Annotated in this window: 14 protein-coding genes and 1 tRNA gene; 8 read left to right on the plus strand and 7 right to left on the minus strand. The window is 64.3% G+C overall.

What is annotated here, in order from left to right:
• Positions 1-602: 602 nt before the first annotated feature.
• Both ON19_RS15215 and ON19_RS39745 read left to right on the plus strand, forming a co-directional pair.
• Entirely contained in the window at positions 603-1631 is a 1029-nt protein-coding gene (locus ON19_RS15215) for a sigma-70 family RNA polymerase sigma factor (protein WP_063709439.1), read from the plus strand.
• A complete protein-coding gene (locus tag ON19_RS39745; protein ID WP_063709434.1) occupies positions 1628-2230 on the plus strand; it encodes a TIGR03086 family metal-binding protein in 603 nt (200 codons plus the stop codon). Before ON19_RS15215 ends, ON19_RS39745 begins: the two co-directional genes overlap by 4 nt.
• A 157-nt stretch (positions 2231-2387) precedes the next feature.
• Here the strand turns inward: ON19_RS39745 and ON19_RS15225 are convergent, their stop codons facing one another.
• Positions 2388-3863 carry an MFS transporter gene (locus ON19_RS15225; protein WP_083899398.1) on the minus strand — a complete coding sequence of 492 codons (1476 nt, stop codon included), beginning with the start codon at positions 3861-3863 and terminating at the stop codon, positions 2388-2390.
• 664 nt (positions 3864-4527) lie between these two features.
• Between ON19_RS15225 and ON19_RS15235 the strand changes: the two genes are divergently transcribed.
• From ON19_RS15235 to ON19_RS15255, 5 genes are all read left to right on the plus strand, one after another.
• Entirely contained in the window at positions 4528-4872 is a 345-nt protein-coding gene (locus tag ON19_RS15235; RefSeq protein WP_043691992.1) for a WXG100 family type VII secretion target, read from the plus strand.
• Positions 4872-5177, plus strand: a complete 306-nt coding sequence (locus ON19_RS15240) for a WXG100 family type VII secretion target (protein ID WP_043692012.1) — start codon at positions 4872-4874, stop codon at positions 5175-5177. Before ON19_RS15235 ends, ON19_RS15240 begins: the two co-directional genes overlap by 1 nt.
• Positions 5178-5183: 6 nt before the next feature.
• Positions 5184-6464 carry a hypothetical protein gene (locus tag ON19_RS15245; RefSeq protein WP_043692016.1) on the plus strand — a complete coding sequence of 427 codons (1281 nt, stop codon included), beginning with the start codon at positions 5184-5186 and terminating at the stop codon, positions 6462-6464.
• A gap of 25 nt (positions 6465-6489) precedes the next feature.
• On the plus strand, positions 6490-6858 hold the full coding sequence (locus ON19_RS15250) for a hypothetical protein (RefSeq protein WP_043692028.1): 369 nt from the start codon (positions 6490-6492) through the stop codon (positions 6856-6858).
• 143 nt (positions 6859-7001) lie between these two features.
• On the plus strand, positions 7002-7349 hold the full coding sequence (locus tag ON19_RS15255; RefSeq protein WP_043692030.1) for a hypothetical protein: 348 nt from the start codon (positions 7002-7004) through the stop codon (positions 7347-7349).
• Positions 7350-7675: 326 nt separating this feature from the next.
• Here ON19_RS15255 and ON19_RS15260 read toward each other — a convergent pair whose 3' ends face one another.
• The 6 genes from ON19_RS15260 to ON19_RS15280 form a co-directional block, all read right to left on the minus strand.
• On the minus strand, positions 7676-8773 hold the full coding sequence (locus tag ON19_RS15260; protein ID WP_051168908.1) for a site-specific integrase: 1098 nt from the start codon (positions 8771-8773) through the stop codon (positions 7676-7678).
• 103 nt (positions 8774-8876) lie between these two features.
• Positions 8877-9323, minus strand: a complete 447-nt coding sequence (locus ON19_RS40290) for a hypothetical protein (RefSeq protein ID WP_051168909.1) — start codon at positions 9321-9323, stop codon at positions 8877-8879.
• A gap of 343 nt (positions 9324-9666) precedes the next feature.
• A tRNA-Leu gene (locus tag ON19_RS15270) sits at positions 9667-9751 on the minus strand.
• Positions 9752-10215: 464 nt separating this feature from the next.
• Complete coding sequence (locus ON19_RS15275) at positions 10216-10545, minus strand: DUF3140 domain-containing protein (protein ID WP_043692034.1); 330 nt, start codon at positions 10543-10545, stop codon at positions 10216-10218.
• A gap of 19 nt (positions 10546-10564) precedes the next feature.
• A complete protein-coding gene (locus ON19_RS40295) occupies positions 10565-10780 on the minus strand; it encodes a hypervirulence associated TUDOR domain-containing protein (RefSeq protein ID WP_083899399.1) in 216 nt (71 codons plus the stop codon).
• 336 nt (positions 10781-11116) lie between these two features.
• Positions 11117-11986, minus strand: a complete 870-nt coding sequence (locus ON19_RS15280; protein WP_043692036.1) for an NAD(P)-dependent oxidoreductase — start codon at positions 11984-11986, stop codon at positions 11117-11119.
• A 143-nt stretch (positions 11987-12129) separates the two neighbouring features.
• Between ON19_RS15280 and ON19_RS15285 the strand changes: the two genes are divergently transcribed.
• On the plus strand, positions 12130-12486 hold the full coding sequence (locus ON19_RS15285) for a winged helix-turn-helix transcriptional regulator (RefSeq protein ID WP_043692038.1): 357 nt from the start codon (positions 12130-12132) through the stop codon (positions 12484-12486).
• Positions 12487-12658: the final 172 nt, after the last annotated feature.

A 12658-nucleotide genomic window follows, 5' to 3' on the forward strand; every position in this document is an offset into this window, starting at 1 on the left:
CCTCCGGGGCCGTCGGCCAAGAAGCGGGAGCGCTGATCAGCCCCCGCCGTGGCGGAAGAGACCTCTGGTGGCTGCCGCACGCGCGTGCGCGCGAAACGCCGGAGAACCCCGTGGGGCTGGTCAGCGATACCCGTCAGGAACTGCTGATCCCTGCATTGACCCCATGGTGCAGAGAAGCGCGCCCGCATGGCCGCGATTCCCGGCCGCGTCGGCGCTGTCGAACCGCCGCCGGCTTGCGCGGCTCCGCTGGAGATGGTGATCACGCTGGTGCGGTGGCGTCTGCGGCAGCGGGAATGAAGGCGTCGCCGATTTCGTCTCGTAGTCAGTTCAGATCGTCAGGGGTGCGGGCGACGCCGACAACGTCGGCCCTCGCTGCGATCAGTGCGGTGGCGATGGCGTTGCGCGGTCTCGGCTCATGTGAAGACAGACCGGAGTTACGTCGAGAAGGGTGCGCGTGCAGCGGTCCCTTTCGGTGAGTCGTCCGGTCTGTATCTGTAGACGGTCCGGAAGGTCGTCGAGGAAACATGCCGTGATTCCCGGCGTAGGGACCGGAGCGGCGGGTGGTAGCTGCTGCGTCGAGCGGCTGGAAGCTGGAGGTTGTGGTGTCGGATCGTGAGGAGCTGGTTAGTGATGATGACGAGTTTGTCCGGAGGGCCGACCCGTTCCGCAGGGAGTTGCTGGCCCATTGTTATCGGCCGCTGGGCACGGTAGACGAGGCCGAAGACCTAGTCCAGGAAACCTATTTGCGTGCGTGGCGTTCGTATTCCGGATTCGAGGGACGGTCTTCGCTGCGTACCTGGCTGTATCGCATCGCGACGAACGCCTGCCTGTCGGCGTTGGAAAACCGCGGCCGTCGGCCGCTGCCGTCCGGCCTGACCGATCCGGTCCGGACGACAAACAGCGAGGTGACACTGCGCCGGGTCGACGGCATGTGGTTGGAGCCGATTCCGGATGCCCTGGTGGCTCAGGGCACTTCCGATGCCGCCGATCCCGCTGCGGTGGTGGTGTCGCGGGCGAGTGTCCGATTGGCGTTCGTTGCCGCGTTGCAGCATCTGCCGGCGCGACAGCGAGCGGTGCTGATTTTGCGAGACGTTCTGGGTTGGCGGGCGCGCGAGGTGGCCGAGCTGCTCGGTGTCACGGAATCGGCGGTGAAGAGCGTCTTGCGGCGTGCACGCACCCAGTTGACTCAGGTGAGCACGGCTGACGAGGAACTGCTGGAGCCGCAGGATCCGGTCGCGCGGACACTGCTCGAACAGTATGTGCAGGCGTTCGAGAGAGCCGATGTCGAGACGTTGACTCGGCTGCTGGCCGACGATGCGGTGCTCGAGATGCCACCGTTCTCGACCTGGTTCGCGGGTCGGCGGGCTGTCGCCGATTTTGCGCGATCCCGAATTTTCCGTGCTCCGGGTGAGCTGTGGATGACGCCTACGTCGGCGAACGGGCAACCGGCTGCCGCGGCGTACAAGCGCGACCTCGATGGCGACTACTACGCCCACGGCGTACACGTGCTGTCCGTCACCGAACGCGGGATCGCTCGCATTGTTGTGTTCCTGACCGCCGAGGTGTTCCCGTCCTTCGGTTTGCCGGCGCGGGTGTCTGCTGCGGCCATCTCCGCGGCAGCACGGTCATGACTCGGACGAGAATTGCCGGCATCGACGCCGCAGGTCTGCTGGAACGGGCGATCAATTATACGCTGGGCAGCATCGCGGCCGTGCGCCCTGCGCATCTTGCGCGGGCGACACCATGCCCTGGATGGGACCTGCGGACGCTACTGGACCATCTCAACGATTCGCTGGACGCGCTGTGCGAAGCCGCTTCGAACGGGCGGCTGAGTGTCGGGGGTGATGCGGCGGAAACGGGCAGCAGACCCGATGGTGCTGGAGCCGATCCGGTAGCAGGTTTCCGCGATCGTGCGGCTCACCTGCGTGGAATGTGGTCGCAGATCGATCATGACTCCCGGGTCGTCGCCATCGGCGACAGAGCAATGCGAGCTGATGTCCTGGCCTATGTCGGAGCGGTCGAGATTGCGGTACATGGTTGGGACATTGCGCAATCATGCGGCACCCGTCGGCCGATCCCGCCCGGGCTGGCCGACGACATCCTCACGTTCGTCGAGCTGATCGTCCCCGAGACGGAAAGACTCCCGCAATTCGCCGCTCCCGTCGCCGCACCCTGGTCGGCAACCGCCGGCGAACGACTACTCGCCTACCTCGGTCGGGACCCGCACTGACCAGTACCCGGACCCGTTGCCCGATCGTATGTGTGGCAGCCGTTTCCTGGCCCCCGTCGTCGGCTGTGTGGCGGCCCCAGCTAATCGGAACACGGCTCCGATCGTCCCGTGACGATCGGAGCCGTGTGCTGGGCAATAACGATGCAGTCGCCCGAATTCAGTCCGCCGACGTGTGCACCGTCCCCCTCCCGGTGCGAAAAGCAGCGGCAGGCCGCCTGCCCAGCATGAACAGTGCGGCGGCAGCCCCCAGCAGCGGTATGGCGGCAGCGATCCCTATTGCGGGTCGGAAGCCGTCGATGAATGTGGCCGGTGTCGCGTAGCTGCCGTTGTGGGCGAATACTGCGGCCAGGATGGCCACGCCGAAAACTCCGCCGAGTTCGCGCAGTGCGGTGTTGACGCCTGCGGCGATGCCGATGTCGTCGGCGGGGACCGCGGCGGTGGCGGCGCTGGCGGTGGTCGCGAAGATCATTCCGATGCCGGCGCCCGCGATGACCAGCGGCGCGACGAGCACTGTGTAGGACACCTCCGGTTCGGTGACCGCAGCCAGCCAGCCCAGCCCGGCAGCTTGCAAGATCAGTCCGGCGCCCATGAATGGCTTGGGGCCGAAACGCTCGGACAAGGCTCCAGCGATGGGTGCGGCGAGCATCGGCATCGCGGTCCAGACGAGTACGCGTAGACCGGTCTCCAGCGGAGAGTTACCCAGCGCCGTCTGGAAGAGCTGGGTGATGAGAAACAACGCGCCCAGCAGGGACAGGAACTGGAAGAAGATCACCGCGTTGGCGGCGGAGAAACCGCGGCGGCGGAAGTAAGCTATCGGCAGCATCGGGTGCGCCGCGCGACGCTCCCAGGCCACGAACGCGATGACAAGTATTGCACCAGCGCACAGTGCGAGAATCACCTCGATACTGCCCCACCCCGTCGACGGCGCCCGTACCGGCGCCCAGGTCAGCGCAAACATGCCGCTCGCGACCAGCAGCAAGCCCACAATATCGAGATGCATTCGCGGACCGTGGCTTTCGCGCAGTCGCGTCGAGGCGAAGGGGATCATGAGCAGTCCGACGGGCACGTTGATCCAGAAAATCCATTGCCAGGAGATCCCTTCAGTGATGGCGCCACCCAGAACGGGTCCGCCGGCGACACCGAGTCCGGTGATCCCGCCCCAAACACCGATCGCGAGGTCGCGCTTCTCGGTGGGGAAGGCGTCGCTGATCAGAGTGAGCGTCAGGGGAAGCAGCACCGCGGCGCCGGCGCCTTGCAAAACGCGGGCGACGATCAACAGTCCGATGCCCGGAGAGAGTGCGCAGGCAGCCGAGGCGAGGCTGAACACGATCAGGCCCACGACATACATGCGGCGGCGGCCGAACCGGTCGCCCATGGCCGCTCCGGTCAGCATCAGGCATGCGAAGGCGAGGTTGTAGGCGTTGATGGTCCACTCGAGGTCCGACAGGCTCGCGCCCAGATCGGATTGCAACGTCGGCAGGGCGGTGGCGACCACCACGACGTCGAGTGAGCACAGAAACGCTCCTAAACCGGCCAAGGCGAGTGTCCACCGGCGTTGCGCCGCAAGTATCGCGCCACCGGCGGCCGGTGGAGCAGAGGAGCCGAACTCGGCGGTCTCGGTGCTGCTGGTCATATCGTTCGTCCTTTTCACTGGGGTCCGCCGCATGGCGGAGGAGGCTACGAAAGTCAGACCTGGCCAGGCCGGAAAAGGGTTCGGCCACCGTCCACGTCCGGCGGTATGGGCCAACTCCCGAAGCTGTCATGAAGCGCTCAGCTCGGAATCGACCCGTGTGGTGCTCCTTAAGCCGATCGGCCGACGGAACACCACGGCAGGAGGATTCCGGCCCTGGTCGCGAGTGTTCCGTTGTGTCGTAGTTGACCAAGCGCTGAGCGTTCTCCGCTTAGGAGGGCTGATTGAGTTCTGGCGTGGCATCGGCTCATTCGCCAAGTAGACCGGTCGCATCCAGGGCTCCGGATGGCGGCACTACGACCGAGCCCGAACCGATCAGCAGCTGCTCGCACCGCACCCGCGGGATGAAACCCTCTACGCTGGAATAGAGTTCGCTTCTTCGCATCTCGCCGAACTCTTCCCCGAGGGCACAACCCAGGTCGTGACCCGACGCGAGCACCTATTCGACAAGGAGACAGGGCGGCATGAGAGTATCGCGAACACCGTTGACCGAACCCATGCCTGTCCGCCCCCAGACTGCGACTGACGTCACAATCTCACCGAGGAACCAGATAGAACCCACCTGCGTCCAACCTCGTGATCCGCACCGACGTTCAAGGATTGCTGCATGACTGGCCAACCTGGCTCGACCACCAACGACTTCGCACTGGTGCCCGATGAAGTCACCGATGCAGGTCGGTACGTTCAGCAGGTCGCCGAGTCCCTCATCAACGGCCTGACTTCGCTCGACACGGACATCGCAGCGCTGCTCTCCAATTGGCGTGGCACCTCCGCCGACTCGTTCAGCGCGGGGTGGACCGAAACCAAGCAAGGCGCGGATACCATTCTCGACGCCTTGGCCGACCTGGCCGAACTGCTCGGTGTCACGAGCAAGACCCTCGACGATCAGGACCGGGCGCGGGCGGGTAGCACCGTCACGCTCACCGGTTCGCTGGACCTTCCGGAGTTGTGATGGTCGATAACGCTCAGCCCTATCGCGTCGACCTCGACGAGCTGGAACAGATTGTCGCCCGAATCTCGGGTTTCATCGGATTCCTCAACGACAGCCTCGACGGACTGCAGCAACGCATCTCAGCCGTCCAGCAGAACTGGAACGGTGCCGCCGCAGACGCCCAGGCCCAGGCTTTCCGGGAATGGCACACCGGGGCAACCGATGTCGCCGAAGGCATCGACACCATGAGTCAGTCCGTCCGCGACGCCCACGATCGATACACAGCCGCGATCTCCGCGAACCTTTCGATGCTGGGCAGGTCGTAACACCTGATGACGACCTTGGTAGTCGATCCCGCGGTGTATTCCTTGGCTGGCACGTCACTGTATTCGTACGCAACCACGTTCCAGCGGGCATTCTCCGCACAGATCGCCGCGCTGAGCGAGACCGCCAATATGGGCGGAAATGTGGGCGAATCCAAGGCATGGGCCACGTCCTACGATTCGACCGTCACCACGGCGATGAGTATGACCGAGCTCCTCGTCACCGCCATGGGCAACTACGCCGGGATCCTGAACCAGCTCGGCTACAACCACGCGCTCGCGGATTACGTTGCCGGCACCGGCCGACCGGAACCGGGACAACCAGCACAGTTGTCGCCGGCCTGGTCAGTCTGTCTCGTGCCGCCGCCCTCGGCAGGCGGGCCTGGCAGTGGCCTGTTCGACGATGTCGGGTTCGCGGTGTCGGCTCTCGAGGATTTCGGCGTTTCGATGCCCGACGGGGAACCGCACGATCTGCAGACTGCCGCTGAGGCGTGGGACAAGCTCGCCTCCGAATCGGGCGTGGGCAACCTGCCGGCCCTGCTGGACCAGCTGGCGAAGACATTCGAGAACGAGACCGCTCCCGACGCCGCGTATGTCGACGAGGACATCCGGGAACTGAAGAAGTCCGCCGAGGGTGTGCTCACCCTCTACAAAGACCTCGCGCAATCCTGTCGCGCCCACCGCTCCGCGATCCTGGAATTCCGTACACAACTGGGCCAGCTGCTGGTCGATCTCGCCAAGGACCTCGCTCAGGAGGTTGCTGAGACCGTTGTCCTCGGTGTAATCGCCGGTGCGTTGACGGCGGGATTCGGCGCGGCCGCAATCGCCGCGGCCAAAGCGGGCAAGCTTGCGGTGAAGATGAAGAAGTACGTCGACCGCGTGCTGGCCGCCAAACGCGCGGCCAAATTCGTCGACAAAGTCACCGAAACCGGCGACGACCTCGCAGCCAGGCGCGCCGAGCTCCAGCGCATCGCCGACCTCCTCGCACAGCGCACCGCCGATATCGCCAGGATCGCGCGCGACAAGCTGAAGAGCTCGCTGGATTACGCGCTCGACAAAGAGGCAATGGAGCATGTCTTCGTGCCGAAGCACAAACTGGATGGACTGGTGAAGTCACTGGGTGGCGAAGAAGCGACGATGACGAAGATCATCGAGAGCGTTCAAGGCGTTCCGGACGGTGTGTATAATGGCTCGAATCCTTTGGTGCGCACAATCAATGGCCAAACCGTCCATATTCGCGGCGCAATGATCGACGGTGTCTTCAAAATCGGCACCGCATACATTCCATGATGTAGCGCGAGAACCGAGGAGATTGATGAGTAGTACACCGATTCCGCCGCGAGCGTTGACCGACCTCGAAACCAGCGTCGTCACCAAACTGCTGTCGTCGAACGCCCCCGGCGCCGCCGAGTACCTGGCGCAGGTGCCGTATTCGCAGGTCGTCGCAACGTGGGGTGTCGGTTCCCCCAGCGTCGATCTGGCGGTTCGGCCCGGCGCCGTGCAAGCATCCGGTTCGCCGGACGGGATCTTCGCCAGCGGAGCCGTCACGAACCACAACGGATCACCGATCGGCGAAGTCATATTATGGGTCGAGCACGGCTGGCTCAGCGGAATCGAGTACGCCTGGTATACGGACGAACGCCCACACACGCTACCCGAGCCCGGTCAGGTCGAGCTTCTCTAGCGCAGGCGATGATTGGGCGAAATACCGACGAGAACAGCAACGAGTGGACGACATCGTCGGAGCCGAGCTCGCACCTGACTCAGACCGTGTGACGCGACCCGTCGGTCCGTCCGGGTCGAGCCACAGGGATCAGGTCGTTCACGGTGGCGAACTCACCAACCAATGGCCTGCGGAAGTTCCTGCGCGGCATGTCCTGCGTTCCCGCCGAGACCGGCGAGCAGGAGTCTCTCCGCCGCCTCGGATTTGCCGTCGACCGGACCCGAGACATCGTGCGACGAGTCATACTCGCGCGATTGTGCCTGGCATCAGGTCAGAAGCCGCTGTGGCCGTTCAAGGACGAGACCGTCAAGCCGGACATCATTCTTTCCGACGACGCGAACCGGGCGCGCTGGCGCGCGCACTGGCACACCCTGCTGGATTCGATGAGCCTTGGTGAGGCCGCCAGAAGGGCGGGGCCGCAGGTCTACTCGCTAAGCGAAGTAGACCTCTAGCTCTAGCCGACGCCACGCCGGGCCTCGCGCAGCATCCGCTGCCGCAAGTTCACCGCTCGGTGGGGCAGGATCCGACAGGCCATTCGACATGCGCCACAGCGCCCACGTCCACCTTGCGGCAGCGAACGGTGAAGCCCAGAAGCAGCAGCCGGTCGACCCACAAGCACCATTTGTAGGACCGTTGGCGCCCTGAAACTCCCAGAGGCGCCCTTGCTGTGTGCAACCGAGGCTCAAGACCGGATCTGGCGACGGTCGGTGGGGCAGAGGGTGGCCAGGGTGGTGTCGCTTGCGCTGCGGCACACACTCCGATCAGCCATATTTCGGGCTCATGAGGTAGCCAACTCGCGTGGATTACCCTCGACGGCCATCCAGCGCCCAGAGGTCACTGCCCGACCGCTGCTATCTGGCGGAGAGTCCAGGAAATGGGCCGTGTGCGAGGGGGTGTTCTTCTCCGGTGAGGGATTGCAGCGCTCGGGCGACGTCGTAGATGCCGGGGCGGTTGTAGGGGAGAGAGTGTTTCTGCCGGTGTGGCGGTGGGGGCCGCCGTAGGCGCGGGAGACTGCTTTGCCGAACTGTCGTTCCACGTAGTTCAGTGTGGTGTAGCGAATTCGGGTGACGGTGACGTGTTGTTCGGCAGCCCAGGGAAGATGCTTGCGGAATCGGCTGTGGAGGTTGTCGTAGCGGCGGTCGGTCACTGGCTGGCCTGTGTGGTCGCGCAGGACCTGGGTTGTGGTGCGGGAGCCGCCTCGGGCGTCGATGTGTTCGAGCAGATGCTGCAGGAGGCGGGGGGAGATGGGTTGCCAGCGCAGGTCGCCTGATTCCTCGCGAAGGCGAAGGGTGCAGTCGTCGCGGATGATGTCGTGGATGTGCAGGTGTAGTGGGCTGCGGCGGTGACAGGCTGTTTCCATGTGCAGGCGCACGATGAGTCCGTCGAGTTCTCGATCGTTGCCTGTTGTTTCCGCGACGTCGGCGAGTTCGTGGAGTTGCTCGATGCTCAGCGGAAGTTTGGATCGGCGCGACTGCGGCGGCCTGGCGACTTTGCGAGCGGAGTTGTCCGAGGGGTCGATCAGGCCGTTGTACTCGGCGTAGCGGTAGAGGCAGTGCAGGGCGTCGATCAGTCCGCCGGCGCCACGGGCCTGGGTTGCGTTGATTCTGGGGGCGGTGCGGCTTTGGTGCTGCTTCACCAGGTCGATGATCTCTGCGGTCGTGGGCTCGTTGAGGCGCCGGTCGCCCCATGCCTGTTCCACCACCCTCCAGTAGCCGCTGTAGGTGTTGCGGGTGCCGTCGGGCACTGTTGCGGATATCCGCGCGATGTACTCGCGCACCGTCGGCATGGGCTGCCGACTGTGCCCGCCGCGGAGCACGATCAGTTCCAGTCGCTCGATGGTTTGTCGTAGGGATTCAGGTAGCTCGTCGGTGTTCATGCTGACCTCTGCCGTCGGTTCGGTCCCCCGAGCGGCGAGCTGTCGCCGGGGCGGTGAGCGTGCAAGTGGTCACGGAAGTTGCGTGAGTGAGGGAATTTCCAGGTCATGGTTGTCGAGTCCACAGATGTGGGTGTTGACGGTGCAGCATGAGATGCAGGCTGGTGGGCGGGTACAGCGCCAGGAGCCGTTGCTCGGGTGCGGCGACAGCCAGTAGCCGGTCCCCGGCCTGGATGCGGAACGAGCGGCGGACCTCGGCGGGCAGGTGCAGATGATGTTGGGATGTCACCGCATAGGGGCCGTCGCTGCACTCGGTCACGACGATCACCTCATCGGTCGTCTCGATCGCCAGGGTCTGATTTGGTTCCCAGCCAAGCTTTTTCAGTCGCGAGCTATCCGATAAACGCCCGTTGCCGCCGATGGTGGTGACCGAGTAGTACATCGCCTGGGCGTGCTCGGGCACAGCGGGTGGTCCCGGCTTGCGGAACGGGCGGAACACAGGCTGCTGGGCAGCGACGGGATCGGAGCGCTGCGAGCTCGCGCCACCGAACATTCCAGAATCGACTGGCCAGTTCACACGTCTCCTCAACGGCCGAGATCATCGGATGAATCCCCCACAGCGCCGCCTCCGACAGGCAGCGTTCCTTCCAGCATCCAGGCCCTTGACAGCCTGGTCAACCGATACAAACCTCGGTCGCCCCATCCCCGTGCAGGCTGGATGCCGACAACAGCTTCCCGATTGCCCACACGTGTCCGGACTCGACCTCAACCACGCGAATAGGGCACCTATGCCCTGGATCAGGGCAGGAACGCACCGAACAGGTGCGAAAAGGCGCACCCGGCCCAACAAAAAACGCGCATTCAGTGCATAGATGCACTGAATGCGCGTTTTTTCGTGTCCGGAGGGGGACTTGAACCCCCACGCCCGATAAAGGGCACTAGCACCTCAAGCTAGCGCGTCTGCCATTCCGCCACCCGGACCGGTGTGCTCAGCAAGATTATCGGATCACTCCGCGTGGACCAAATCGCGGCTGGACCTGCGGATTCTCGAGAGTCGGAAGGGGAGCTGTGAAGGGTTTGTGGTCGGTGGAGGGCTTCCAGCGCCACACGCCTCGCGCATCCCTCCACTACGCTCGGCGCGAGCTGCAACTCCGCGCGCGACGGCGACCGCCGGCCCACGGGCGCAGAGGCTCGGGGAGGACGCAGAACTTCTTTGGCTTCGCCGTGCCGACGGTCTCACCGTGGCGAGACGAGATAGTTGCACGATATTCGCTGGCGCGGGTGATTGAGGGGAGACAGGCGGAGTCGCTGTCCGATACCGCCGCCGATGCGGCAGCTATCGTCGCTCTCGCCTGCCGAAGGCAGCAAGCGTCGTAGCTATCGCCGGAACGCTCAACCGTTAAGGCGAGGTATCCACGTCCGCCACCGTATCCCGTTCGCTACCGTCAGCTTTTCATCGGATCGTGGCCCCAGTTCATCAGCGAGTATCGCCATTTACTGTTCTCGATTTCTCCGGAGGGACGTTGTTCGAGGTGGCGATGCGCGTAGCCGACGACTTTGCGCATGTGCTCGTAGTCATCGTCGGTCAACTCGTTTTTCTCGAGGATGTCGACGATGCGTCGTCCGCTGACGTGCCCGGTCGATTCGCCGCCGTCTTTCGGTTTCTGTCCCACCGACTTCGATTCGTCGGTGTCGAGCCACCGGCGTAGTTCTTTTGCCGTCATATTGACGATATCGTCGAATTGTGTGCGGGTGTCTTCTTTGTCCATCGTCATGGTGATCCCGCTTTCGATGTCACTCTTTGGGGCGTAGAGCGTCTGGTTTGTGCACCGCATCACGACCGCTTTTCCCACTGCGCACGAGATACTGTGGATCTTGCTCGGATGCCCGGACGGTACGGCCGGCCGCCTCGGTGTCGGAGGTGATCACTTCTTCTACCTCGCCCTCCGTGGTGCTGCCGTGGCTATCCCATTCGACTTTGTCGCCTTTACTGAACGATCGTTTGCTCATGGTCGATTCCTTGTCCGTTTCCGTTCCCAACGTGCACGTGGTACCCGCGCGACGGTGCCGAAAACTGATAGCTGGAGGCGTACTGCGCGGCGTCGGCACAGTCTGGGCGTGGTGGCGCCGGGCAGTCGGGGCAACTCAAGGTGATCTGCCAAACCAGAAGGACTCACCCGAACAATGGTGATTTCCGACGTTCTGGGCGGCAAACGCGAACGCAGACATTACGCGCGCGGGTGGTTGTGGAGCCGTATCGGCCACAACCACCCGCGTTCGCGTTTGTAGATGTGTTCAAGAACGAGTTGCCGGTAAACCAGGAGTTTGCCGCGGACCCGCGCAGGGTCAGAGAAGCTCTTCGAAGGTGCGCTCGAACCCGAGCGCGCCGTGGCCATCCGCTACCTGGCGGTCGAGGAGGGTTTTCAGGGGGGCCACGAAATCGAGGGTGACGTTCGCGTCGCGGCTGGCGCGGTTGATCGCGTCGAGCGCAGCCTTGTGGAAGGCGATGGATTGGACCGGGTCGGTGTAGGCCGCCGAGTCGATGACGGCCCCCTGCTGCGGCAAGGACTGGGTCATCGCGCTCACCCACGCCGCGGCTCGCCGGCCGAATTCGTCGGCGGAGACGCCGACGGAGCGCATCATGGCCGCGCCGTGCAGGAAGCCGCCGAACATGGCGTACATAGCGGCGAGCAGGGCGAAGTCGTAGGTCGAGGCGAAGCCCGCGTCGTCGCCGAAGTACTCGGCGGCGGCGAGCAATTCGAGGGTTTCGCGGTGAGCGTCGAAGACCTGCTGTGAGCCGCTGTAGAGGATGGAGGCGCCGGGCTGGCCGATCATCGGGGGCACTGCCATGATTCCGCCGTCGAGGTAGTGGCAGTCGTGCCGCGCCGCCCAGGCGGCGAGTTCGCGGGCCTCGTTGGGAGCGGTGCTGGTCAGGTTGATCAGCTGACGTCCGGCGAGCCGGTGGGCCACCGGGTCGAGGGTGGCGTGCACCGATGCGTGGTCCAGCAGTACGGCGATGATCGGACCGTCGGCGCCGATCGCCTCGGCGACTGTCGCGGCGCCGATCGCTCCGGCCGCGCGGAGCTCGGCGTCCTTGCCGGGGGTGCGGTTCCAGACCGTGGTCTGCAGGCCGGCCTTCAGGAAGGTCGCGGCCAGCGCTCGGCCCATCGCGCCGAGTCCCAGGATGGTCACCGGGGTCTTCGTGGTTTCCGCCATAGCGGGGTCAACTCCTTGGGGTCGAGAAAAGTCCTGGTCAGCGCGCTGCACCTAAGATTGCTTGGTTCCCGGCGTGGAGGCAAGTACCTACTATTTTGTCGGGTACTTACCGAATGGTTTGTGAACAGCTAGAGAGGTTGACCATGGGCGCGAAGCGATCGGGACCATACTTCTGCGGCATCGACGCCGCGATGGATGTCGTGGGCGGGAAGTGGAAGGCGCTGATCCTTTGGGAGCTGGAGAACCACGGCGTCCGGCGCTTCGGTGAGTTGCGTAAGGGACTGCCGGGGGTCTCGGAGAAGATGCTGATCCAGCAGCTGCGGGAGCTGGAGGAGGACGGCATCCTCAGCCGGACCGTCTACCGCGAAGTGCCACCGCGCGTGGAGTACCGGCTGACCGAGATCGGCGTCGCGCTCAACGCCGCGCTGGCCCCGCTGGGCGACTGGGGACGCGCCCGGATCGATCGGATCGGGGCGCAGCGGGTGCATCAGCAGCTCTGAAGTGAATCCTTCAAAAGTGAATGTTTCACCTGGGCAACATCATCGAGCGGAAGATCAAGCTACTAGTTGGTAACTTTAGTTACTTTTGTGCACACCGAATGTAATTGACGCATAACCGGGCCCGCCGTATGTTCCACGTCACAACTTTTGCAAGATGTGGGTGGCTGTGCAG

The organism is Nocardia abscessus NBRC 100374, assembly GCF_000308455.1.
In the GTDB taxonomy this organism is placed as follows: Bacteria; Actinomycetota; Actinomycetes; order Mycobacteriales; family Mycobacteriaceae; genus Nocardia; species Nocardia abscessus.